Origin of the sequence: Streptomyces diastaticus subsp. diastaticus, from assembly GCF_011170125.1 — a bacterium.
Taxonomy (GTDB): Bacteria; Actinomycetota; Actinomycetes; order Streptomycetales; family Streptomycetaceae; genus Streptomyces; species Streptomyces diastaticus.
The window spans coordinates 1,393,113-1,416,908 of the sequence record NZ_BLLN01000002.1 but is presented as its reverse complement, the minus strand read 5'-3'; the positions used below and the strand labels follow the sequence as shown (position 1 = coordinate 1,416,908).

21 protein-coding genes are annotated in these 23,796 nt (G+C 71.4%); 2 read left to right on the top strand and 19 right to left on the bottom strand.

Annotation, left to right across the window (positions count from 1 at the left end; genetic code table 11):
• Positions 1-158: 158 nt before the first annotated feature.
• The 14 genes from nuoN to Sdia_RS07735 form a co-directional block, all read right to left on the bottom strand.
• On the bottom strand, positions 159-1,808 hold the full coding sequence (gene nuoN, locus Sdia_RS07800; protein WP_100452193.1) for an NADH-quinone oxidoreductase subunit NuoN: 1,650 nt from the start codon (positions 1,806-1,808) through the stop codon (positions 159-161).
• Positions 1,805-3,406, bottom strand: a complete 1,602-nt coding sequence (locus tag Sdia_RS07795) for an NADH-quinone oxidoreductase subunit M (RefSeq protein ID WP_115069698.1) — start codon at positions 3,404-3,406, stop codon at positions 1,805-1,807. The genes nuoN and Sdia_RS07795 overlap by 4 nt, the downstream gene beginning before the upstream one ends.
• A 5-nt stretch (positions 3,407-3,411) precedes the next feature.
• Entirely contained in the window at positions 3,412-5,307 is a 1,896-nt protein-coding gene (gene nuoL / locus Sdia_RS07790) for an NADH-quinone oxidoreductase subunit L (RefSeq protein ID WP_189500160.1), read from the bottom strand.
• 14 nt (positions 5,308-5,321) lie between these two features.
• Positions 5,322-5,621, bottom strand: coding sequence for an NADH-quinone oxidoreductase subunit NuoK (gene nuoK, locus Sdia_RS07785; RefSeq protein WP_100452188.1), 300 nt, complete (start codon positions 5,619-5,621; stop codon positions 5,322-5,324).
• Positions 5,618-6,433 carry an NADH-quinone oxidoreductase subunit J gene (locus tag Sdia_RS07780; protein ID WP_189500161.1) on the bottom strand — a complete coding sequence of 272 codons (816 nt, stop codon included), beginning with the start codon at positions 6,431-6,433 and terminating at the stop codon, positions 5,618-5,620. The genes nuoK and Sdia_RS07780 overlap by 4 nt, the downstream gene beginning before the upstream one ends.
• On the bottom strand, positions 6,430-7,128 hold the full coding sequence (gene nuoI, locus Sdia_RS07775; RefSeq protein ID WP_115069696.1) for an NADH-quinone oxidoreductase subunit NuoI: 699 nt from the start codon (positions 7,126-7,128) through the stop codon (positions 6,430-6,432). Before nuoI ends, Sdia_RS07780 begins: the two co-directional genes overlap by 4 nt.
• Positions 7,121-8,461 (bottom strand): NADH-quinone oxidoreductase subunit NuoH, encoded by a 1,341-nt coding sequence (nuoH, locus tag Sdia_RS07770; RefSeq protein WP_100453289.1) that lies wholly within the window; start codon positions 8,459-8,461, stop codon positions 7,121-7,123. Before nuoH ends, nuoI begins: the two co-directional genes overlap by 8 nt.
• 208 nt (positions 8,462-8,669) lie before the next feature.
• Positions 8,670-11,198 (bottom strand): NADH-quinone oxidoreductase subunit G, encoded by a 2,529-nt coding sequence (locus tag Sdia_RS07765; protein ID WP_189500162.1) that lies wholly within the window; start codon positions 11,196-11,198, stop codon positions 8,670-8,672.
• Positions 11,195-12,547 carry an NADH-quinone oxidoreductase subunit NuoF gene (gene nuoF, locus Sdia_RS07760; protein WP_181844141.1) on the bottom strand — a complete coding sequence of 451 codons (1,353 nt, stop codon included), beginning with the start codon at positions 12,545-12,547 and terminating at the stop codon, positions 11,195-11,197. Before nuoF ends, Sdia_RS07765 begins: the two co-directional genes overlap by 4 nt.
• Complete coding sequence (gene nuoE, locus Sdia_RS07755; RefSeq protein ID WP_189500180.1) at positions 12,544-13,386, bottom strand: NADH-quinone oxidoreductase subunit NuoE; 843 nt, start codon at positions 13,384-13,386, stop codon at positions 12,544-12,546. The genes nuoF and nuoE overlap by 4 nt, the downstream gene beginning before the upstream one ends.
• A gap of 35 nt (positions 13,387-13,421) precedes the next feature.
• The gene (locus tag Sdia_RS07750; RefSeq protein WP_100452181.1) at positions 13,422-14,801 is read right to left on the bottom strand and encodes an NADH-quinone oxidoreductase subunit D; all 1,380 of its coding nucleotides are present in this window, start codon (positions 14,799-14,801) and stop codon (positions 13,422-13,424) included.
• The gene (locus Sdia_RS07745; RefSeq protein WP_100452180.1) at positions 14,801-15,556 is read right to left on the bottom strand and encodes an NADH-quinone oxidoreductase subunit C; all 756 of its coding nucleotides are present in this window, start codon (positions 15,554-15,556) and stop codon (positions 14,801-14,803) included. The genes Sdia_RS07750 and Sdia_RS07745 overlap by 1 nt, the downstream gene beginning before the upstream one ends.
• Positions 15,553-16,107 carry a NuoB/complex I 20 kDa subunit family protein gene (locus Sdia_RS07740; RefSeq protein ID WP_100452179.1) on the bottom strand — a complete coding sequence of 185 codons (555 nt, stop codon included), beginning with the start codon at positions 16,105-16,107 and terminating at the stop codon, positions 15,553-15,555. Before Sdia_RS07740 ends, Sdia_RS07745 begins: the two co-directional genes overlap by 4 nt.
• A 51-nt stretch (positions 16,108-16,158) precedes the next feature.
• A complete protein-coding gene (locus Sdia_RS07735) occupies positions 16,159-16,518 on the bottom strand; it encodes an NADH-quinone oxidoreductase subunit A (RefSeq protein ID WP_003948737.1) in 360 nt (119 codons plus the stop codon).
• A gap of 821 nt (positions 16,519-17,339) precedes the next feature.
• Between Sdia_RS07735 and Sdia_RS07730 the strand changes: the two genes are divergently transcribed.
• Positions 17,340-18,185, top strand: coding sequence for a C40 family peptidase (locus Sdia_RS07730; protein ID WP_206432834.1), 846 nt, complete (start codon positions 17,340-17,342; stop codon positions 18,183-18,185).
• A 95-nt stretch (positions 18,186-18,280) separates the two neighbouring features.
• Here Sdia_RS07730 and Sdia_RS07725 read toward each other — a convergent pair whose 3' ends face one another.
• Positions 18,281-19,567, bottom strand: a complete 1,287-nt coding sequence (locus Sdia_RS07725; protein WP_189399852.1) for a geranylgeranyl reductase family protein — start codon at positions 19,565-19,567, stop codon at positions 18,281-18,283.
• Positions 19,568-19,669: 102 nt separating this feature from the next.
• Here Sdia_RS07725 and Sdia_RS07720 point away from each other — a divergent pair, with 102 nt between their 5' ends.
• Positions 19,670-20,176 carry a GNAT family N-acetyltransferase gene (locus Sdia_RS07720; protein ID WP_100452175.1) on the top strand — a complete coding sequence of 169 codons (507 nt, stop codon included), beginning with the start codon at positions 19,670-19,672 and terminating at the stop codon, positions 20,174-20,176.
• A gap of 235 nt (positions 20,177-20,411) precedes the next feature.
• Here Sdia_RS07720 and Sdia_RS07715 read toward each other — a convergent pair whose 3' ends face one another.
• The 4 genes from Sdia_RS07715 to Sdia_RS29980 all read right to left on the bottom strand — a co-directional run bounded on the left by Sdia_RS07715 (position 20,412) and on the right by Sdia_RS29980 (position 23,728).
• Entirely contained in the window at positions 20,412-21,107 is a 696-nt protein-coding gene (locus Sdia_RS07715; RefSeq protein WP_100452174.1) for a demethylmenaquinone methyltransferase, read from the bottom strand.
• Positions 21,108-21,173: 66 nt separating this feature from the next.
• Positions 21,174-21,809 carry an imidazolonepropionase-like domain-containing protein gene (locus Sdia_RS07710; protein ID WP_115069694.1) on the bottom strand — a complete coding sequence of 212 codons (636 nt, stop codon included), beginning with the start codon at positions 21,807-21,809 and terminating at the stop codon, positions 21,174-21,176.
• Between the two features lie 14 nt (positions 21,810-21,823).
• Positions 21,824-23,023, bottom strand: coding sequence for a cyclic dehypoxanthinyl futalosine synthase (gene mqnC, locus Sdia_RS07705; protein WP_100452171.1), 1,200 nt, complete (start codon positions 23,021-23,023; stop codon positions 21,824-21,826).
• A gap of 378 nt (positions 23,024-23,401) precedes the next feature.
• Positions 23,402-23,728: a hypothetical protein gene (locus Sdia_RS29980; RefSeq protein ID WP_229831060.1), complete on the bottom strand. Its 327-nt coding sequence runs from the start codon at positions 23,726-23,728 to the stop codon at positions 23,402-23,404.
• Between the last annotated feature and the right edge of the window lie 68 nt (positions 23,729-23,796).

Below are 23,796 nucleotides of genomic sequence, written 5' to 3'. Positions count from 1 at the left end.
AGCGGGCGACGAGGGTGACGGAGTTGTCCACACGCGCGCGGGCCCGTCCGCGGGGCGCCGCAAGGGGCGGACGCCGCCGCCCGGCGCCCTCCGGGGGAGGCGCACCGGGCGGCGGCGGTGTGCGGGGGCGGCCGGGCCGGGGCCCGGTCCGCGCGGGGTCAGCGGACGAAGACGCCCGCCTGACCGGCCAGGTCCAGGAAGTACTGCGGTGCGACGCCGAGCACCACCGTGACCACGACACCCACGCCGATCACGCTGATGGTCAGCGGCGAGGGCACGGTGACGGTGGGCCCGTCGGCGCGCGGCTCGCTGAAGAACATCAGGACGATCACCCGGACGTAGAAGAACGCGGCGACGGCGGAAGAGAGGACACCGATGATCACCAGGGCCCCGGCCCCGCCCTCGGCCGCCGCCGAGAAGACCGCGAACTTCCCCGAGAAGCCGCTGGTCAGCGGGATTCCGGCGAAGGCCAGCAGGAAGACCGCGAAGACCGCGGCGACCAGCGGGGAGCGCCGGCCGAGCCCCGCCCACTTGGAGAGGTGGGTGGCCTCTCCCCCGGCGTCCCGCACCAGGGTGACGACCGCGAAGGCGCCGATGGTCACGAAGGAGTAGGCGGCGAGGTAGAAGAGGACGGAGGAGACACCGGCCGGGGTGGCGGCGATCACGCCGGCGAGGATGAAGCCCGCGTGCGCCACCGAGGAGTACGCCAGCAGCCGCTTCACGTCGGTCTGGGTGACGGCCACGACCGCGCCGACCACCATGGTGGCGATGGCCACGCCCCACATCACCGGCCGCCAGTCCCAGCGCATACCGGGCAGCACCACGTAGAGCAGCCGGAGCAGGGCGCCGAAGGCGGCGACCTTGGTGGCGGCGGCCATGAAGCCGGTGACCGGGGTCGGGGCGCCCTGGTAGACGTCGGGCGTCCACATGTGGAACGGGACGGCGCCGACCTTGAAGAGCAGGCCCATCAGGACCAGGGCCATGCCGATGAGGAGCAGCGCGTCGTTGCCCATCGTCTCGGCGAGGACCGGGTCGGAGCTGATCAGCGTGCCGTCCACCACGTCGGCGATCACGGCGTACGAGACGGAGCCCGCGTAGCCGTAGAGCAGGGCGATGCCGAAGAGGAGGAAGGCGGAGGAGAAGGCGCCGAGGAGGAAGTACTTGACCGCCGACTCCTGCGACATGAGCCGCCTGCGGCGGGCCAGGGCGCACATCAGGTAGAGCGGGAGGGAGAAGACCTCCAGCGCGATGAAGAGGGTCAGCAGGTCGTTGGCGGCGGGGAAGACGATCATGCCGCCGACCGCGAAGAGCATCAGCGGGAAGACCTCGGTGGTGGCGAACCCCGCCTTGACGGCGGCCTGTTCGGCCTCGCTGCCGGGAACGGCTCCGGCCTGCGCCACGAAGGAGTCGACGCGCTTGCCGTTCGCCCGGTCCAGGCGGCGCTCGGCGAAGGTGAAGGCGGCCAGCACGCCGGAGAGCAGGATGACGCCCTGGAGGAAGAGCGCGGGCCCGTCCACCGCGAGGGCGCCCATCGCGACACTGGTCTGCTTGGTGGTGGCGTACCCGCCGACCGCGAGGGCGACGACGGAGGCGAAGGCGGCGCCGAGCGCGACCACGGTCAGCCAGAGCTGGAGGTGGTAGCGGGCCCGGCGCGGGGCGAACGCCTCCACGACGATGCCGATGACCGCCGCCCCGATGACGATCATCACGGGGGCGAGCTGGGCGTACTCGATGGTCGGCGACGGGATCTTGGAGATCGGGTCGGCCGCCGCGCTTGTCCACAGGGTGTGGACGGCGTTTGCGTTCACTTGGCCGCCTCCACGTCGGGCTTCGGGTCCTTCTGCTGTACGTCGGAGAGGGTGTGGCCGACCGCCGGGTCGACCAGTTCCGTCAGCGGCTTCGGGTAGACGCCGAGGAAGAACAGGAGCGCGATCAGCGGGCCGATGACGGCCAGTTCACGCACCTTGAGGTCGGGCATCTTCGAGACGGAGGGCTTGACCGGGCCGGTCATGGTGCGTTGGTAGAGCACCAGGCTGTAGAGCGCGCCGAGGACGATGCCGACGGTGGCGATGACGCCCATCACCGGGTAGCGCGTGAAGGTCCCGACCAGGACCAGGAACTCGCTGACGAACGGGGCGAGTCCGGGCAGCGAGAGCGTCGCCAGCGAGCCGACCAGGAAGGTCCCGGCGAGGACCGGGGCCACCTTCTGGACGCCGCCGTAGTCGGCGATGAGCCGCGAGCCGCGCCGAGAGATCAGGAAGCCCGCGACCAGCATCAGCACCGCCGTCGACAGGCCGTGGTTGACCATGTAGAGGGTGGCGCCGGACTGGCCCTGGCTGGTCATGGCGAAGATGCCGAGGATGATGAAGCCGAAGTGCGAGATGGAGGCGTACGCCACCAGCCGCTTGATGTCGCGCTGGCCGACGGCGAGCAGCGCGCCGTAGATGATCGAGACCAGGGCGAGGACCAGCACCACCGGCGTCGCCCACTTGCTGGCCTCGGGGAAGAGGCCGAGGCAGAAGCGGAGCATCGCGAAGGTGCCGACCTTGTCGACCACGGCCGTGATGAGGACCGCGACGGGGGCGGTGGCCTCCCCCATGGCGTTGGGCAGCCAGGTGTGCAGCGGCCAGAGCGGCGCCTTGACCGCGAAGGCGAAGAAGAAGCCGAGGAAGAGCCACCGCTCGGTGGAGGCGGCCATCTCCAGCGTGCCGTCGGCGCGGGCCTGGGCGATCTCACTGAGCGAGAAGCTGCCTGCCACCGTGTACAGCCCGATGACGGCCGCCAGCATGATCAGGCCGCCGGCCAGGTTGTAGAGGAGGAACTTGACCGCCGCGTACGACCGCTGGGTGGCCGCCTGCGCCTCGTCGGTGCCGCTCGCCCGGTCCCCGAAGCCGCCGATGAGGAAGTACATCGGGATCAGCATGGCTTCGAAGAACAGGTAGAAGAGGAAGACGTCGGTGGCCTCGAAGGAGAGGATCACCATCGCCTCGACCATGAGGATCAGCGCGAAAAACCCCTGTGTGGGGCGCCACCGCTTGGAGCTGTTCTCCAGGTGGTCCGCGTCGCGCCAGCCAGCGAGGATGACGAACGGGATCAGCAGGGCGGTCAGCGCGATCAGCGCCACCCCGATGCCGTCGACGCCCAGTTCGTAGCGGACGCCGAAGGCGGGGATCCAGTCGTACGACTCGGTGAGCTGGTAGCGGGCGCCGCCGGGCTCGAAGCGGATCAGGACCGTCATCGCGAGGACGAAGGTGGCCACGGAGAAGAGCAGCGCCACGGCCTTGGCCGTGCCGGAGCCCCGTGGTCCGTCGCCGTCGGAGCGGCTGCGGGCCGCCGGGACGGCGGCCGTCACGATCGCGCCGATCGCCGGGAGCGCGGCCGTCGCTGTCAGCAGGGGAAACGACATCGGTATCAGACCGCCCTCATCAGCAGGGTCGCGGCGATGAGCACCGCCGTACCCCCGAACATGGAGACCGCGTACGTACGGGCGTAACCCGTCTGGAGTTTGCGCAGCCGGCCGGAGAGGCCGCCGACGGAGGCGGCCGTGCCGTTGACCACGCCGTCGACCAGGGTGTGGTCGACGTAGACCAGGGAGCGGGTCAGGTGCTCGCCGCCGCGGACGAGGACGACGTGGTTGAAGTCGTCCTGGCCGAGGTCGCGGCGGGCCGCCCGAGTGAGCAGCGAGCCGCGCGGCGCGACCACCGGCACCGGCTTGCGGCCGTACTGGAGCCAGGCCAGCGCGACGCCGATCAGCAGGACCACCACGGTCGCCGAGGTGACGACGGCGGCGCTGAGCGGCGAGTGGCCGTGCTCGAAGGCGGTGACCGGCTCCAGCCACTTGATGAAGGAGTCACCGAAGCTGAAGAGTCCGCCCGCGAAGACCGAGCCGAAGGCGAGCACGATCATGGGGATCGTCATGGACTTCGGGGACTCGTGCGGGTGGGGTTCGTTCCCCTGGGCGTCCGGTTGCCAGCGCTTCTCGCCGAAGAAGGTCATCAGCATCACGCGCGTCATGTAGTACGCGGTGAGGGCGGCGCCCAGCAGGGTGACCGCGCCCAGAATCCAGCCCTCGGCCCCGCCCTTGGCGAAGGCCGCCTCGATGATCTTGTCCTTGGACCAGAAGCCGGAGAGGCCGGGGAAGCCGATGATCGCCAGGTACCCGAGGCCGAAGGTGACGAAGGTGACCGGCATGTACTTCCGCAGGCCGCCGTACTTCCTCATGTCGACCTCGTCGTTCATGCCGTGCATGACCGAGCCGGCGCCGAGGAAGAGCCCGGCCTTGAAGAAGCCGTGCGTCACCAGGTGCATGATCGCGAAGACGTAGCCGATCGGGCCGAGTCCGGCCGCGAGGACCATGTAGCCGATCTGCGACATGGTCGAGCCGGCGAGCGCCTTCTTGATGTCGTCCTTGGCGCAACCGACGATCGCACCGAAGAGGAGCGTCACCGCGCCGACCACGACGACCACGGTCTGGGCGTCGGGGGCGGCGTTGAAGATCGCGCCGGAGCGGGTGATGAGGTAGACGCCGGCGGTGACCATGGTCGCCGCGTGGATCAGGGCGGAGACCGGGGTCGGGCCCTCCATCGCGTCGCCCAGCCAGGACTGGAGCGGCACCTGGGCCGACTTGCCGCAGGCGGCCAGGAGCAGCATCAGGGCGATGGCGGTCAGCTTGCCCTCGCCGGTCTCGCCGGTGGAGGCGAGGACGGGGCCGAACGCGAAGGTGCCGAAGGTGGTGAACATCAGCATGATCGCGATGGAGAGGCCCACGTCGCCGACGCGGTTGACCAGGAACGCCTTCTTCGCCGCCGTCGCCGCGCTCGGCTTGTGCTGCCAGAACCCGATCAGCAGGTACGAGGCGACACCGACGCCCTCCCAGCCGACGTACAGCAGGAGGTAGTTGTCGGCGAGGACCAGCAGGAGCATCGCCGCGAGGAAGAGGTTGAGGTAGGCGAAGAAGCGGCGGCGGCGTTCGTCGTGCTCCATGTAGCCGATGGAGTAGACGTGGATCAGGGTGCCGACGCCGGTGATCAGCAGGACGAAGGTCATCGACAACTGGTCGAGCTGGAAGGCGATGTCGGCCTGGAAGCCGCCCACCGGGATCCAGCTGAACAGGTGCTGGTGCAGTGCCCGGTCGTCGCCCGGGCGGCCCAGCATGTCGGTGAAGAGCACCACGGCGAGGCCGAACGAGGCGGCCGCCATCACGGTGCCGAGCAGGTGGCCGGCGCCGTCCAGGCGACGGCCGCCGAGGAGGAGCACGGCGGCTCCCAGCAGGGGCGCCGCGACGAGCAGCGCAATCAGGTTCTCCACGATTCAGCGACCCCTTACAGCTTCATCAGGCTGGCGTCGTCGACCGAGGCCGAATGGCGGGCACGGAACAGCGACACGATGATCGCGAGCCCGACCACGACCTCCGCGGCGGCGACCACCATCGTGAAGAAGGCGAGGATCTGGCCGTCGAGGTTGCCGTGCATGCGGGAGAAGGCGACGAGCGAAAGATTGCAGGCGTTGAGCATCAGCTCGACGCACATGAAGACGACGATGGCGTTCTTGCGGACGACGACGCCGGTGGCGCCGATGGTGAACAGCAGCGCCGCGAGGTAGAGGTAGTTGACGGGGTTCACTGGGCGTTCTCCTCCTCCCGGTCACGGCCCAGACGCTCGGCGGAGCGCTGCTCCAGCGCCTTGAGGTCGTCGAGGGCCTCCTGGGAGACGTCCCGGATCTGGCCGCGCTCGCGCAGCGTCCTGTTGACGGTCAGCTCGGACGGGGTGCCGTCCGGGAGCAGGCCGGGGATGTCCACGGCGTTGTGCCGGGCGTAGACACCGGGGGCGGGCAGCGGCGGCACGTGGGTGTTCTCGCGGACCCGCTTCTGGGCCAGCTCCCGCTGACTGGAGGCTCGTTCGGTGCGCTCCCGGTGGGTGAGCAGCATCGCGCCGACCGTGGCGGTGATGAGCAGGGCACCGGTGATCTCGAAGGCGAAGACGTACTTGGTGAAGATCAGGGCGGCGAGGCCCTGGACGTTGCCCCCCGCGTTGGCGGCGGCCAGTCCGTTGAACTGGCTGATGCCGACCTGGCCGATGCCGGCGATCAGCAGGATGCCGAAGCCGAGGGCGGCGAGGGCGGCCAGCCAGCGCTGGCCCTTCAGGGTCTCCTTCAGCGAGTCGGCGGCGCTGACGCCGACCAGCATGACCACGAAGAGGAAGAGCATCATGATCGCGCCGGTGTAGACGACGATCTGCACGATGCCGAGGAAGTACGCGCCGTTGGCCAGGTAGAAGACGGCCAGGACGATCATGGTGGCGGCCAGGCAGAGCGCGCTGTGCACGGCCTTCTTCATCAGGACCGTCGACAGGGCGCCGAGGACGGCGACCGTGCCGAGGATCCAGAACTGGACGGCCTCGCCGGTGGAGGTGACGGAGGCGGCGAGCAGGCTCATCCCTGTCCCTCCTGCCCGGGCTTGGCGGCCGATCCGGCCGAGGCGGCGGGTGAGGCGGCCGGGGCCGGGGCCGCCGGAGCGCCCTCGGCCGGGGCGACCGGCTCGCTGTCGACCACCGCGGGCTCGCCCCTGGAGACGGCCGCCTGGCGGACGGTGCCGGGGGCGGCCTCGGTGACCAGGCCCCGGTAGTAGTCCTGCTCGTCGGTGCCGGGGTGGATCGCGTGCGGGGAGTCGACCATGCCCTCGGTCAGTCCGGCGAGGAGCTGGTCCTTGGTGTAGATCAGGTCCTTGCGGGTGGAGTCGGCCAGTTCGAACTCGTTGGTCATCGTCAGCGCCCGGGTGGGGCACGCCTCGATGCACAGGCCGCACAGGATGCAGCGGGCGTAGTTGATCTGGTAGACGCGGCCGTACCGCTCGCCGGGCGAGTAGCGCTCCTCGTCGGTGTTGTCCGCGCCCTCGACGTAGATGGCGTCGGCCGGACAGGCCCAGGCGCACAGCTCGCAGCCGACGCACTTCTCCAGCCCGTCCGGATGCCGGTTCAGCTGGTGGCGGCCGTGGAAGCGGGGCGCCGTCGTCTTGGGCTGCTCCGGATACTGCTCGGTCAGCCGCTTCTTGAACATGGCCTTGAAGGTCACGCCGAAGCCCGCGACGGGGTTCTGGAACCCCTGGTCCGACTGATTGGCTCCCTCAGTCATCGGACGCCTCCTTTCCTTCCGTGTCACCACGGTCACTCACAGTGTCCGGCGCGCCACTGACAACGAGCTCCCGCTCGCCGCGCGCGGGCCGCCTGGGTACCGGTGGCAGGGCCTGACCGGGCAGCGGCGGCACCGGGTAGCCCCCGGCCATCGGGTCGAACGCGGGCTCCTGGGCGCCCTCCTGGGCCTCGCGCTCCTTGTCGCGGCGGTCGCGGTAGAAGTCGATGACGAAGGAGAGCAGCAGCAGGAAGATCAGCCCGCCGAAGACGTACAGGGCGATGTCGGCGAACGGCATGTTCTCGTTCCGCAGCGTCCGCACGGTGGCGACCAGCATCAGCCACACCACGGAGACCGGGATGAGCACCTTCCAGCCGAGCTTCATCAACTGGTCGTAGCGGACCCGGGGCAGGGTGCCGCGCAGCCAGATGAAGAGGAAGAGCAGCAGTTGCAGCTTGAGGGTGAACCAGAGCATGGGCCACCACCCCTGGTTGGCCCCTTCCCAGAAGGCGGTGACGGGGAAGGGCGCCCGCCAGCCGCCGAGGAAGAGCGTCACCGCCACCGCCGAGACGGTCACCATGTTGATGTACTCGGCGAGCATGAACATCGCGAACTTGATCGACGAGTACTCGGTGTTGAAGCCGCCGACCAGGTCGCCCTCGGACTCCGGCATGTCGAAGGGGGCCCGGTTGACCTCGCCGACCATCGTCACGATGTAGATGAGGAAGGAGACCGGCAGCAGCACGATGTACCAGCGGTCGGCCTGCGACTCCACGATGGTCGAGGTCGACATCGAGCCGGAGTAGAGGAAGACCGAGGCGAAGGCGGCGCCCATGGCGATCTCGTAGGAGATCATCTGGGCGCAGGAGCGCAGGCTGCCGAGGAGCGGGTAGGTCGAACCGGAGGACCAGCCGGCCAGCACGATGCCGTAGATGCCGATCGAGGCGACCGCGAGGATGTAGAGGAGCGCGATCGGCAGGTCGGTCAGCTGCATCGTGGTGCGCTGGCCGAAGATCGAGACCTGGTTGTCGGCGGGGCCGAAGGGGATCACCGCGAACGCCATGAAGGCGGGGATCGCGGCGACGATCGGCGCCAGCACGTACACGACCTTGTCGGCGCGTTTGACGACGACGTCTTCCTTCAGCATCAGCTTGGCGCCGTCGGCCAGTGACTGGAGCATCCCCCAGGGACCGGCCCGGTTGGGGCCGATGCGGCGCTGCATCCAGGCGACGACCTTGCGCTCCCAGACGATCGCGAACAGCACCGTCAGCAGCAGGAAGGCGAAGCAGAAGACCGCCTTGACGAGGACCAGCCACCACGGGTCGCGGCCGAACATCGAGAGGTCCTCGGCCGCCAGCAGGATTCCGGTCACGCCGCCACCCCCCGGGCTGCGGCGCGCGCGGAGCGGGCGCGGTGGACGGGGCTTGCGGACACGTCGGCACCTCCGGTGCGCTCAGGGTTCCCCGGCAGGGAGCGCGGGCCCCGGGCCGGGGGCGCCCCCCGGCCTGCGGCGTACGGCTCCCGCGCCGGGACGACGGACGGGGTCACGACTCCTCCACTTCCGCCGGGGCCGCGGCGGCCGGCGCGATCCGCACCAGCTCGCCGGGGACGGCCCCGGTGTCCGAGGCCACCCCGGTACCGGTGGAGTTGAGCGGCAGCCAGACCACCCGGTCGGGCATGTCGGTGACGAGCAGCGGCAGGTCGACGCTGCCGGCCGGTCCCGCCACGGTGAGGACGGCGCCGTCCTCCGCCCCGATCTCGGTGGCGGTGGCGGCGGAGAGCCGGGCCGGGGCGGCGTGCCGGGTCCCGGCCAGCGCCTCGTCGCCGCGCTGGAGGAGGCCCTGGTCGAGCAGCATCCGGTGCCCGGCGAGGACGGCCTCGCCGACGGCGGGCCTGGGCAGCGCGGCCCCGGCCGGTGCCTCCGGCGGGACGGCGGGGCGCGAGGGGCGGGCGTCCCAGCCGCCGAGCCGGTCCAGTTCGCGGCGGGCGGCCCGGACGTCGGGCAGCCCCAGTTCGCCGCGGCCCGTCTCGTCCGCCTCGGCGACCGCGTCGGCCAGCATGTGCAGGACGCGCAGGTCGCCGGGGGCGAGGCGGCGGGTCATCTGCTCGGGCTTGAGCGCCGCCTCGAACATCCGGGCGCGGCCCTCCCAGTTGAGGAAGGTGCCGGACTTCTCGGCGACGGCGGCGACCGGAAGCACCACGTCGGCGCGCTCGGTCACCTCGGAGGGCCGCTGTTCCAGCGAGACCACGAACTCCGCCCGGTCCAGGGCCTGCCGGGCGCGGGCCGGGTCGGGCAGGTCGGCGATCTCGACGCCGCCGACCAGCAGCGCGGTCAGCTCGCCGGAGGCGGCGGCCTCGACGATCTGCCCGGTGTCGCGGCCGTAGCGGGGCGGGAGTTCGGCCACGCCCCAGGCGGCGGCGACCTCGTCGCGGGCGCGCGGGTCGGTGGCCGGGCGGCCGCCGGGCAGCAGCGAGGGCAGCGCCCCGGCCTCGACGGCGCCGCGCTCCCCGGCCCGGCGCGGGATCCACACGAGGCGGGCACCGAGGGCGGCGGCGGCGCGGACGGCGGCGGTCAGGCCGCCCTCGACGGTGGCGAGGCGTTCGCCGACGACGATGACCGAGCCCTCCGCGCGCAGCGCCTCGCCCGCCTCCTGGCCCACGCCCTCCAGACCGAAGCCGGTGCCGAGCGCCTTGAGCCACTCGGTCTCGGTGCCGGGGGCGGCGGGCAGCAGGGTGCCGCCCGCCTTGGTGAGGCCGCGGGTGGTGTGGGTGGCGAGCGCGAAGGTGCGCTGGCCGTGCTTGCGCCACGCCTTGCGGAGCCGCAGGAAGACGCCGGGCGCCTCCTCCTCGGCCTCGATCCCGGCGAGCAGGACGGCGGGCGCCCGCTCCAGGTCGGCGTAGGTGAGGCCGCCGCCGTCGAGGTCGCGGCCGCGTCCGGCGATCTGCGAGGCGAGGAAGTCGGCCTCCTCACCGCTGTGCGGACGGGCCCGGAAGTCGATGTCGTTGGTGTCGAGCGCGACCCGGGCGAACTTGCTGTACGCGTACGCGTCCTCGACGGTGAGGCGGCCGCCGGTCAGGACTCCGGCGCGGCCGCGGGCGGCGTCGAGCCCGCGTGCGGCGGCCTGAAGCGCCTCCGGCCAGCTGGCCGGCTCCAGGGTGCCGTTCTTAGAGCGGACCAGGGGCTGGGTGAGGCGTTCGGGCGACTGGGCGTAGCGGAAGCCGAACCGCCCCTTGTCGCACATCCACTCCTCGTTGACCTCGGGGTCCTCCGCGGCGAGCCGCCGCATGACCTTGCCCCGGCGGTGGTCGGTACGGGTGGCGCAGCCCCCGGCGCAGTGCTCGCAGACGCTGGGCGAGGAGACCAGGTCGAAGGGGCGCGAGCGGAACCGGTAGGCGGCCGAGGTGAGGGCACCGACCGGGCAGATCTGGATGGTGTTGCCGGAGAAGTACGACTCGAAGGGGTCGCCCTCGCCGGTGCCGACCTGCTGGAGCGCGCCCCGCTCGATCAGCTCGATCATCGGGTCGCCCGCGATCTGGTGGGAGAAGCGGGTGCAGCGGGCGCAGAGCACGCACCGCTCCCGGTCCAGCAGGACCTGGGTGGAGACGGGGACGGGCTTCTCGTAGGTCCGCTTCCTCCCCTCGAAGCGGGAGTCGGGGTCGCCGACCTGCATCGCCTGGTTCTGCAACGGGCACTCGCCGCCCTTGTCGCAGACGGGGCAGTCCAGCGGGTGGTTGATGAGGAGCAGCTCCATCACCCCGCGCTGGGCCTTCTCGGCGACCGGCGAGGTGAGCTGGGTGCGGACCTCCATCCCCTCGGTGCAGGTGATGGTGCAGGAGGCCATCGGCTTGCGCTGGCCCTCCACCTCGACGATGCACTGGCGGCAGGCGCCGGCCGGGTCGAGGAGCGGGTGGTCGCAGAAGCGCGGGATCTCGATGCCGAGGAGTTCGGCGGCGCGGATCACCAGGGTGCCCTTGGGCACGGAGATCTCGATGCCGTCGATGGTGAGCGTCACCAGGTCCTCGGGCGGCACCCCGGCCGGGGTGCCGGGTGCGGCGCCGGTCGTCACGGTCATGCCTTGGCCTCCAGGTGCTGGTCCGCCCAGAGCGTCGACTTCGCGGGGTCGAAGGGGCAGCCCTTGCCGGTGATGTGCTGTTCGTACTCGTCGCGGAAGTACTTGAGCGAGGAGAAGATGGGGGACGCCGCGCCGTCGCCGAGCGCGCAGAAGGACTTGCCGTTGATGTTGTCGGCGATGTCGTTCAGCTTGTCGAGGTCGGCCATCCTTCCCTTGCCGGCCTCGATGTCGCGGAGCAACTGGACGAGCCAGTACGTCCCTTCGCGGCAGGGGGTGCACTTGCCGCAGGACTCGTGGGCGTAGAACTCCGTCCAGCGGGTGACGGCGCGGACCACGCAGGTGGTCTCGTCGAAGCACTGGAGCGCCTTGGTGCCGAGCATGGAGCCGGCGGCGCCGACGCCCTCGTAGTCGAGGGGGACGTCGAGGTGCTCGTCGGTGAACATCGGGGTGGAGGAGCCTCCGGGGGTCCAGAACTTGAGGCGGTGGCCGGGGCGCATGCCGCCGCTCATGTCGAGGAGCTGGCGCAGGGTGATGCCGAGCGGCGCCTCGTACTGGCCGGGTCCGGCGACGTGGCCGCTGAGCGAGTAGAGCGTGAAGCCCGGGGACTTCTCGCTGCCCATCGAGCGGAACCACTCCTTGCCCTGCTGGAGGATGGCGGGAACCGACGCGATCGACTCGACGTTGTTCACCACGGTGGGGCAGGCGTAGAGGCCGGCCACGGCGGGGAAGGGGGGCCGCAGGCGCGGCTGGCCGCGACGGCCTTCGAGCGAGTCGAGGAGGGCGGTCTCCTCGCCGCAGATGTAGGCGCCGGCGCCCGCGTGCACGGTGAGTTCGAGGTCGAGTCCGCTGCCGAGGACGTCCTTGCCGAGGTATCCGGCCGCGTAGGCCTCGCGGACCGCCTCGTGCAGGCGCCGCAGGACGGGGACGACCTCGCCGCGCAGGTAGATGAAGGCGTGGCTGGAGCGGATCGCGTAGCAGGCGATCACGATGCCTTCGATGAGGGAGTGCGGGTTGGCGAAGAGGAGCGGGATGTCCTTGCAGGTGCCGGGCTCGGACTCGTCCGCGTTGACGACGAGGTAGTGCGGTTTGTCGTCGCCCTGCGGGATGAACTGCCACTTCATCCCGGTGGGGAAGCCGGCGCCGCCCCGGCCGCGCAGCCCGGCGTCCTTCACGTACGCGATGAGGTCGTCGGGGCTCATCGCGAGGGCTTTTCGCAGGCCCTCGTAGCCGTCGTGGCGGCGGTAGGTCTCCAGGGTCCAGGACTCGGGCTGGTCCCAGAAGGCGGAGAGGACCGGAGCGAGCAGCTTGTCGGGGCTGGTCTGGTTCATCTCGGTGGCCACCGTCATCACTTCCCCTCCTCGGAGCCGTCGCCGGTGACCGGACCGGCCGGGTTCTCCGGGTCGGCGGGCGCGGTCTGCTGCGGCGCGTCGTGTGAGCTGAGGTGTCCGGCGGGCGAGGGGGCGTGGCCGGTGGCGTCGGGGGCGTCGGCGCCGTCCTGGCCGCGCGGGTGGACGACCCGCTGCTGCGGCAGTTCGCCCTTGGCGAGCTTCAGGCCGATCAGCGAGGCGGGCCCGGCGCCGCCGGTGGCCTCGACCGCGCCCGGCCGCTCGTCGGGGAAGCCGGCGAGGATGCGCGCGGTCTCCTTGTAGGTGCACAGCGGCGCGCCCCGGGTGGGCTCGACGGTGCGGCCCTCGCGGAGGTCGTCGACGAGGCGCTTGGCGGAGTCGGGCGTCTGGTTGTCGAAGAACTCCCAGTTCACCATCACCACGGGCGCGTAGTCGCACGCCGCGTTGCACTCGATGTGCTCCAGGGTGATCCTGCCGTCCTCGGTGGTCTCGTCGTTGCCGACGCCGAGGTGCTCCTTCAGCTCGTCGAAGATGGCGTCGCCGCCCATGACGGCGCAGAGCGTGTTGGTGCAGACCCCGACCTGGTAGTCGCCCGAGGGCTTGCGCCGGTACATCGTGTAGAAGGTGGCGACGGCGGTGACCTCGGCGGTGGTCAGGCCGAGGAGTTCGGCGCAGAAGGCCATGCCGGTCCGGGTGACGTACCCCTCCTCGGACTGGACGAGGTGGAGCATCGGCAGCAGCGCGGAGCGGGAGTCCGGGTAGCGGGCGATGATCGCCTCGGCGTCGGCCTTGAGCCGGGCGTGGGTCTCGGCCGGGTACGCGGGGGCGGGGAGCTGGGGCATGCCCAGGGCCACCGAGGGGCTGGGCGGTGTGGCGGTCACCGGTCGACGCCTCCCATCACGGGGTCGATGGACGCGACGGCGACGATGACGTCGGCGACCTGGCCGCCTTCGCACATGGCCGCCACGGCCTGGAGGTTGGTGAAGGACGGGTCGCGGAAGTGGACCCGGTAGGGGCGGGTGGAGCCGTCGGAGACGACGTGCGCGCCCAGTTCGCCCTTGGGCGACTCGACGGCGGCGTACGCCTGGCCGGGCGGGACCCGGAAGCCCTCGGTGACCAGCTTGAAGTGGTGGATCAGGGACTCCATCGAGGTGCCCATGATCTTCTTGATGTGGTCGAGGGAGTTGCCGAGGCCGTCGGGGCCGAGGGCGAGCTGCGCGGGCCAGGCGATCTTCTTGTCGGAGACCATGACCTCGCCGGGCTCGCGGAGGCGGTCGAGGCACTGCTCGACGATCTTCAGCGACTCGCGCATCTCGGCGAGCCGGATGAGGAACCGGCCGTAGGAGTCGCAGGTGTCGGCGGTCGGCACCTCGAAGTCGTACGTCTCGTAGCCGCAGTACGGGTCGGTCTTGCGCAGGTCGTGCGGGAGGCCGGTGGAGCGCAGCACGGGCCCGGTGATGCCGAGCGCCATGCAGCCGGCCAGGTCGAGGTGCCCGATGCCCTTCATGCGGCCCTGGAACACCGGGTTCCCGGTGGCGAGTTTGTCGTACTCGTCGATGTTCTGGCGGAGCGTCCTGACCGCCTCGCGGACCTGGTCGAGGGAGCCGGCCGGGAGGTCCTGGGCGAGGCCGCCGGGGCGGATGAACGCGTGGTTCATCCGCAGGCCGGTGATCAGCTCGAAGATGTCCAGGACCACTTCGCGGTCGCGGAAGCCGTAGATCATGATCGTGGTGGCGCCGAGCTCCATGCCGCCGGTGGCGATGGCCACCAGGTGCGAGGAGAGCCGGTTGAGCTCCATCAGCAGGACGCGGATCACGGAGGCGCGGTCGGGCACCTGGTCCTCGATGCCGAGGAGCTTCTCCACGCCGAGGCAGTAGGCCGCCTCGTTGTAGAAGGGCGTCAGGTAGTCCATGCGGGTGACGAATGTGGTGCCCTGCGTCCAGGTCCGGTACTCGAGGTTCTTCTCGATGCCGGTGTGCAGGTAACCGATTCCGCAGCGGGCCTCGGTGACGGTCTCGCCGTCGATCTCCAGGATCAGCCGCAGCACGCCGTGGGTGGACGGGTGCTGGGGGCCCATGTTGACGATGATGCGCTCGTCGTCGGACTTGGCCGCGGCCTCGGCGATCTCGTCCCAGTCGCCGCCGGTCACCGTGTAGACGGTGCCCTCGGTGGTCTCGCGCCCGGCCGAGTAGCCGACCGCGTCCTCCTCGGCGGTGGCTGCGTGCCCGGCCTCCTGCCGGGGGTGGGAAGTGCTCATCAGCTGTACGACCTCCGCTGGTCGGGTGCCGGGATCTGGGCGCCCTTGTACTCGACGGCGATGCCGCCGAGCGGGTAGTCCTTGCGCTGCGGGTGGCCCTGCCAGTCGTCGGGCATCATCAGCCGGGTCAGCGCGGGGTGACCGTCGAAGATGAGGCCGAAGAAGTCGTAGGCCTCGCGCTCGTGCCAGTCGTTGGTCGGGTAGACGGAGACCAGCGAGGGGACGTGCGGGTCGGCGTCGGGGGCCGAGACCTCCAGCCGGATCAGCCGGTTGTGGGTGATCGAGCGCAGGTGGTAGACGGCGTGCAGCTCGCGTCCCTTGTCCTCGGGGTAGTGCACGGCACTGACCCCGGTGCACAGCTCGAACCGGAGCGCCGGGTCGTCGCGCAGGGTGCGGGCGACGCGCAGCAGGTGCTCGCGCTCGATGTGGAAGGTGAGTTCGCCGCGGTCGACCACGGTGCGGTCGATGGCGTTCTCCGGCAGCAGGCCCTGCTCGTCGAGGGCGCCTTCCAGCTCGTCGGCGATCTCGTCGAAGACGCCGTACCCCTCGCGCGCACGCGGGCCGCCGTAGGGCCGGGTGGCCGGGCCGGGCAGCGCGACGGTGCGGACGAGGCCGCCGTACCCGCTGGTGTCGCCGGTGTCCTTGGCGCCGAACATGCCCCGGCGGACGCCGATGACGTCGTCGTTCCCGCGGCGGGCGGCCGGGAGGGCGGAGTCCTCGCGCCGCTCCTCGGGCTCCTGGTGGTTGTCGCTCACCGCAGCAGCCCCTTCATCTCGATGGTGGGCAGCGCCTTGAGGGCGGCTTCCTCCGCCTCGCGGGCCGCCTCCTCCCTGTTGACGCCGAGCTTGGAGCTCTGCACCTTCTGGTGGAGTTTGACGATCGCGTCGACGAGCATCTCGGGTCGCGGCGGGCAGCCCGGGAGGTAGATGTCGACGGGGACGATGTGGTCGACGCCCTGGACGATCGCGTAGTTGTTGAACATGCCGCCCGAGGACGCGCAGACGCCCATGGAGATGACCCACTTGGGGTTGGGCATCTGGTCGTAGACCTGGCGCAGTACGGGTGCCATCTTCTGGCTGACCCGCCCGGCGACGATCATCAGATCCGCCTGCCGGGGCGAGCCGCGGAAGACCTCCATGCCGAACCGGGCCAGGTCGTAGCGGCCGGCGCCGGTCGTCATCATCTCGATGGCGCAGCAGGCGAGGCCGAACGTGGCCGGGAACATGGACGACTTGCGTACCCAGCCCGCTGCCTGTTCGACGGTGGTGAGCAGGAAGCCGCTCGGAAGTTTCTCTTCGAGTCCCATGGGTGGCTCTCAGACCCCTCTATCCCTCGTGATCCCTCGTGGGCGTGCGGTTCAGTCCCATTCCAGGCCGCCGCGGCGCCAGACGTAGGCGTAGGCGACGAAGACGGTGAGCACGAAGAGGAGCATCTCGACGAGCCCGAAAAGCCCCAGGGCGTCGAAGCTCACGGCCCAGGGGTAAAGGAAGACGATCTCGATGTCGAAGACGATGAAGAGCATCGCCGTCAGGTAGTACTTGATGGGAAATCGCCCACCGCCGGCCGGAGTCGGGGTCGGCTCGATGCCGCATTCGTAGGCTTCGAGCTTGGCCCGGTTGTACCGCTTCGGTCCGATCAGGGTGGCCATGACCACGGAGAAGACCGCGAAGGCCGCCCCCAGGGCTCCCAGTACGAGGATGGGCGCATACGCGTTCACCGCTCCTCGCTCCTCTCAGTCGGCACTGACTGCATTCGGCGACGTGGGCCGCTCGGCGATTCCGCCTGATCCACCTGACGTGCCCACGAAGATCGCGAACATGTGAGGCAGTTCACAAGCCCAACTGCCCCGCATCCTATGCCTGCCGCCCTGTGATCTGCGACACGGGGGTCACCAACGTCTTTGTGATCTCCACCACCTGACGAAGGATCATGAAGTCGGATGAGCGGTGATCTTCACACGCGAAGCACCCGAGTGATCACCAGAGGTGACATCTTCGATCATCGGAGCAGGTGAGAGGCGGTTTCGCTAGCAAGATCATCCGCGCGGAGCAACTTTGCGATGGACGTCACGGCTTGATATAGGGACAGGCCGCCTCCGCGGACCCACGCAAGTGGAGTCGGGAACTCCGGCCGACCCGCGGGCCGGCCGGGACGGACCGGCGGAAAGCGGACTCATCGCCACCGCACCCCCACGGGGGCCCCCACGGGGGGCCGGAGCCCCTCCCCGCCGCGGCACGTGCACGCGTTCACGAGCGCGCGGGACGCAACTGACGCGGTGACCGTTCCGTGACCTGCGCCACGTCGCCGCCGACGGCCGAATCCGGGGCTTGGCCAACGACCCGCTGCGGTGGTATGCCGTGGGCAATTCGGGCGTAACGCGGAAAACCAGTGATCACACGCATGATCACGACGGCCCGATTTGCCCGTTGTGGCGTCAATAAGGGGCCGTGCGCCGCCCGTTCGGCGGGCAAAACGGACAGCTGTGGCGCACCCCACGTTTCTTGTGGGTAACCGGACGGCCCTGATAGCGCTTGTCCCATGTCCCACTCCGCTCCCATACGCAGCCACCGGAAGCCCCGCCGCCGCAGCACGTCGACCATGGCGCTGCGGGCCGGAGTCGCCGGTGGAGTCCTCAGCACCATCGCGGTCGCCGGCAGCGCCAACGCCGCCACGGCCGCCGAACCGGTCACCGAGACCGTCGAGATGCCCACGCTGACCGCGGCCCTCACCTCGAAGGCGGCCCTGTCCGCCGAGGCGACGCAGCAGGCCGCCGACGCCTACCAGTACCGCGCCGAGCAGCAGACCGCGGCCGAGAAGGCCGTGAAGGACGCCAAGAAGGCGCAGAAGGCGGCCGAGAGGAAGGCCGAGGCCGCCGCCGAGAAGAAGGCGGCCGAGGAGCGCGCCGCCGCCGAGCGTGCCGCACGCGGCGCCGAGCGCACCGACCTGTCCGGCGTGCAGACCGCCGCCGCCACGTCCTCCTCCGGCTCCACCGCCGCCGCCCCGGCCCAGAGTGCCCCGGCCCCGGCCAGCGGCTCCGTCGCCTCGGTCATCAGCTTCCTCCAGGCGCAGGTCGGCGACGCCTACGTCATGGGCGGCACCGGCCCCAACTCCTGGGACTGCTCCGGCCTCGTCCAGGCCGCCTTCAAGCAGGTCGGCGTGGACCTCCCGCGCACCTCGCAGGAGCAGTCGACCGCCGGCACCCAGGTCGGCACCTCCAACCTCCAGGTCGGCGACATCCTCTACTGGGGTGGCCAGGGCTCGGCTTACCACACCGGTGTGTACATCGGGAACGGCCAGTACCTCGACGCCGCCAACCCCGGCAAGGGCGTCGTCATCCAGGACCTCTCCGGCTACCCGGCCGACGGCGCGGTCCGCGTCCTGTGAGCTAGCAGTACCCCCGTCCCCAGAACGCGCGAGGGCCCGCCTCCCCGAGGGGAGGCGGGCCTTCCGCTGTGTGTGCGGGTCGCCCCGCACCGCGGCTACGCCTTCGGCGCGACCTTGGTCAGGCCGTTGATGACGCGGTCCATCGCGTCGCCGCCGGTGGGGTCGGTGAGGTTGGCCAGCATCTTCAGGGTGAAGCGCATCAGCACCGGGTGGGTCAGGCCGCGTTCGGTGGCGAGCTTCATGACCTTCGGGTTGCCGATGAGCTTCACGAAGGCGCGGCCCAGGGAGTAGTAGCCGCCGTAGGTCTCCTTGAGGACCTTGGGGTAGCCGAGGAGGGCGCGCTCGCGCTGGGCCGGGGTGGTGCGGGCGTGGGCCTGGACGATGACGTCGGCCGCGATCTGCCCGGACTCCATGGCGTAGGCGATGCCCTCGCCGTTGAACGGGTTGACCAGGCCGCCCGCGTCGCCGACCAGGAGCAGGCCCTTGGTGTAGTGCGGCTGGCGGTTGAAGGCCATCGGGAGGGCGGCGCCGCGGATCGGGCCCGTCATGTTCTCCTCGGTGTAGCCCCACTCCTCGGGCATGGAGGCGGTCCACGCCTTCAGCACCTCGCGCCAGTCCAGCTCCTTGAAGGAGGCGGAGGTGTTGAGGACGCCGAGGCCGACGTTGGAGGTGCCGTCGCCCATGCCGAAGACCCAGCCGTAGCCCGGCAGCAGCCGGTCCGGGCCGGGGCCGCGCTTGTCCCACAGCTCCAGCCAGGACTCCAGGTAGTCGTCGTCGTGCCGGGGCGAGGTGAAGTACGTGCGGACGGCGACACCCATCGGCCGGTCCTCGCGGCGGTGCAGGCCCATGGCGAGGGAGAGGCGGGTGGAGTTGCCGTCGGCGGCGACGACCAGCGGGGCGTGGAAGGTGACCGGGGTCTTCTCCACGCCGAGCTTGGCCTCGACGCCGACGATGCGGCCGGTGCGCGGGTCGGTGACGGGGGCGCCGACGTTGCACCGCTCGTGGAGGCGGGCGCCGGCCTTCTGGGCCTGGTGGGCGAGCTGCTCGTCGAAGTCGTCGCGCTTGCGGACCAGTCCGTAGTCCGGGAAGGAGGCGAGATCCGGCCAGTCGAGCTGGAGGCGGTGGCCGCCGCCGATGATGCGCAGGCCCTTGTTCCGCAACCAGCCGGCCTCTTCGGAGATGTCGATGCCCATCGCCACCAGCTGCTTGGTGGCGCGCGGGGTGAGGCCGTCACCGCAGACCTTCTCGCGCGGGAAGGCCGTCTTCTCCAGGAGCAGGACGTCGAGTCCGGCCTTGGCCAGGTGGTAGGCGGTCGTCGAGCCGGCCGGCCCGGCGCCGACGACGATGACATCCGCGGTCTGTTCGGTGCGGGGCTCGTTCACTGCTGGCTCTCCCCGGGACTGGGTTATCGGGTGCCGTGCGGCACGGGACAGGTGCAGTCTATGCAGCGGTACCTGTCACCGAACTGAAGGGCCGCACCGAAGATGACCAACCCTCCGCCCGCGATCGGCCTGCGCGTCCCCACCGAGGAGGACGCCTACGCCTGGCACCGGGTGTTCGACGACCCCGAGGTCATGGAGTTCCTCGGCGGAAGGCCCGCCGAGCGTTCCGTCTACGAGGAGATGACCGCCCGCCAGCGCCGCCACGACGCCGAACACGGCTTCTGCTTCTGGACGCTGACCGACGCCCGGGGTGAGGTGCTGGGCTTCACCGGTGCCCAGCCCTGGCCGCACGACTGGAGCCCGGCTGTGGGGCGGATCGAGATCGGCTGGAGGCTGACGCGGTCCGCGTGGGGCCGGGGGTACGTGACCGCCGCGGCCCGCGAGACGCTGGAGCGGGTGCGGGCCGCCGGGGTCGAGGAGGTCGTGGCCCTGGTGGACGCGGCCAACCATCGCTCCTCGGCGGTGGCTCGGCGGCTCGGGATGGGCGGGCCCGAGGAGTTCCGTACGCCGTCGGGCCGGGCCGCCCACTGCTACCGGCTCAAGCTCTGACGGGAGGCCGGGGGCTGCGGCCGCCCGGCCTTGGCCTCAAGCGCCGGCCGGGCTGGAGAAGTCGGCGTCGGCTCCGGCCGGGCTGCGAGGGGTGAGCGGTGCGTGCGCCGGCTGGGTCGGGCGGGGCCGCGCCCACGGACCGGCGGAACCGCGCTCCCGACAGCCCGGCCGGCGCTTGAGGCCGATGGGTGGCCGGCGCGGCCACCAGCCCGGCACCACGACGGAGAAGGCGGGCTCAGGCGGCCTTGTAGCCCCGGTGCAGGGCGACGATCCCCCCGGTCAGGTCGCGCCAGGCGACCTTGGACCAGCCGGCCTTCTGGAGCAGGGCGGCCAGCGCGGGCTGGTCGGGCCAGGCCCGGATGGACTCCGCGAGGTAGACGTAGGCGTCCGGGTTGGAGGAGACGGCGCGGGCCACCGGCGGCAGGGCGCGCATCAGGTACTCGGTGTAGAGCGAGCGGAACGGCGCCCAGGTCGGCTGGGAGAACTCGCAGATCACGACCCGGCCACCGGGCTTGGTCACCCGGTACAGCTCGGCGAGGGCGGCGGAGGTGTCCTGGACGTTGCGCAGCCCGAAGGAGATCGTCACCGCGTCGAAGGTGTCGTCGCGGAACGGCAGCCGCATCGCGTCACCGGCGGTGAACGGCATCCACGGGTGGCGGCTCTTGCCGACCCGCAGCATGCCCAGCGAGAAGTCGCACGGCACCACGTACGCCCCGGCGCGGGCGAAGGGCTGCGAGGAGGTCGCCGTACCGGCCGCCAGGTCGAGGATCTTCTGCGCGGGCCGGGCGTCGACGGCGCGGGCCACCTCCTTCCGCCACAACCGGGCCTGGCCCAGCGACAGCACGTCGTTGGTCAGGTCGTAATGGGCCGCCACGTCATCGAACATCGAGGCGACTTCCTGCGGCTGCTTGTCCAGAGATGCACGCGTCACCCCGCCATTGTGCCTCCGGCCGTCCCGCGTGCCGGGGCCGGGCCGCCCCGGCGCGCCCTCGCCCGGTCAGCGGGCCCGGTGCACCAGCCGCCCGGCCAGCACCGTCGCCACGCAGGCGGCGGCTCCCCCGTCCCGCAGGGCGGCGGCGTCCGGCACGTCGAAGGCGGCGAGGTCGGCCCGGACGCCGGGGACGAGCGGTACGCCGGACAGGGCGTCGTGGCCGCCCGCGAAGGGGTCGAAGGACGGCACGCCCTCGCCAAGGGCCGCGCGGGGGCCGACAACGGTGACTCCGGCCCGCGCCAGCGCCGACCGCACGGCCGGGTCGGTGAACGTCCCGGCCACCCTGGTCACCCCGTGCCGCAGCAGCCGCTGGACGCCGCGCCGGGCGCTGCCCGCCCAGCGGGTCCGGTCGGGGGCGAGGCGGGCGAGGACGTCCCCGGTGAGCGGGGCGTCGCCGAGCAGGTCGTACTCGCGCGGGTCCGGGTGGTAGGCCGACTCCAGCAGGGGGACGGCCCGGGCGTGGGTGAGGCCGGTGGTGAGCAGGCCGGGCCAGGCGCGGGTGCGGGCGCCGGGGTGGGCGGCGGCCAGTTCCGCGCGGGGGCCGACGGCCAGCACCGCCTCGCCCTGGACCAGGACGGCGCCGTCCGGCAGCGGGCCGGCGCCGGGCGGCAGCAGCAGCGGGGCGGTGTGGAGGGTCAGCACGGGGAGCGGCCCGGTCAGTTGGGGGCGAGCAGCTTCAGTTCGGGGTGGGCCGTGCCGCCGTCGATGGCGATGGAGGAGATGTGCGAGGCCACACGGTCGTCGACGGGGTCGTTCGCCGGGTCGTCGTGGACGACGAGGTGCTCGTAGGTGGTGGCTCGCTGGGCGGGGACGCGGCCGGCCTTGCGGATCAGGTCGATGATCTCCAGGCGGTTGGAGCGGTGCTTGGCACCGGCCGAGGAGACCACGTTCTCCTCCAGCATGATCGACCCGAGGTCGTCGGCGCCGTAGTGCAGCGAGAGCTGGCCGACCTCCTTGCCGGTGGTCAGCCAGGAGCCCTGGATGTGCGCCACGTTGTCGAGGAAGAGCCGCGCGATGGCGATCATCCGCAGGTACTCGAAGAGGGTCGCCTGCGTGCGCCCCTTCAGGTGGTTGTTCTCCGGCTGGTACGTGTACGGGATGAAGGCGCGGAAGCCGCCGGTCCGGTCCTGCGAGTCGCGGATCATCCGCAGGTGCTCGATGCGCTCGGCGTTGGTCTCGCCGGTGCCCATGAGCATGGTGGAGGTCGACTCGACGCCCAGCCGGTGGGCCGTCTCCATGATCTCCAGCCAGCGCTCGCCCGACTCCTTCAGCGGGGCGATGGCCTTGCGGGGGCGGGCCGGCAGCAGCTCGGCGCCGGCGCCGGCGAAGGAGTCCAGACCGGCCGCGTGGATGCGCTCGACGGCGTCCTCGACGGTGGTCTTGGAGATCCGCGCCATGTGCTCGACCTCGGAGGCACCGAGCGAGTGGATCACCAGCTCCGGGAACTCCTTCTTGATCGCGGAGAAGTGCTCCTCGTAGTACTCCACGCCGAAGTCCGGGTGGTGGCCGCCCTGGAACATGATCTGCGTGCCGCCCAGCTCGATCGTCTCCGCGCAGCGGCGCAGGATGTCGTCGAGGTCGCGGGTCCAGCCCTTCGCCGTGTCCTTCGGCGCGGCGTAGAACGCGCAGAAGCGGCAGGCGGTGACGCAGACGTTGGTGTAGTTGATGTTCCGCTCGATGATGTACGTCGCGATGTGCTCCGTACCGGCGTACCGGCGGCGGCGTACGGCGTCGGCGGCGGCACCGAGGGCGTGCAGCGGGGCGTCCCGGTAGAGCGCCACCGCCTCCTCGGGGGTGATGCGGCCGCCCGCCGCGGCACGGTCGAGGACGGACTGGAGGTCGGCCTTCTCGGTCACGCGGCTGACACCTCTCGGCGCGGGGGGATTACCTGTCCACCTCAGACTACGCCGTACCCGTTCGTGCGGTTCGCTCGCCTCCGGGGCGCTGGTGGGGCGTGTTCCGGCCGTCCGCCGGCCGCGAGGGGCGCAGCCGGTGGCCGCCGCCGTGGAACTCGCAGAACTTCATGATCAGCGGGTCCCAGCCGTCCGGGTCCACGTGGTGCGTGCCCGGGGTGACCAGGCCCTCCTCCACATGGGTGCGCGGGGCCTCGGCCTGGAAGGCGGTGGCGTGCGCGCCGGGGCCGCCCAGGCGGTGGGCCGCGACGACCCGGCACTCCGGCGGGACCGGGCACTCGGCGACGCGCGGGGCGCGGACCAGCTCGGAGGGCTGCTCGGTCAGGTGCGCGGCCGCGCACTTCTCCGGCTCGTACCGGTGGCCCTGTTCGCCCTCCTCCGCGGGACGTCGGGTCTGCCGGTGGTGAGGGCGAGGCGGTCGACCGCGTCGGCCGGCTCGGGTGTGGGGAGGCTGAGGACACACTCGCGCTCGCGCGGCAGGTCGGCGGTGGTCCGGGCGGCGTCGCCGAGGCCGAGCACGGCGTACTGGCCGAGCCACCAGGCGGAGGAGATCGGTGCGAGGTCGGCCGTGCCGTTCTCGATGCGGGTGCTGACCGGCACCACCGGGATGCCGAGGGAGAGGACGTCGAGCCCGGGGACGACGTGCATGGGCGGCGCCTTACGCGGAGTTCCGGCGGAGGGCCCGCGCGCGGCGCGGCCTCTCCGACCCTCTCGTG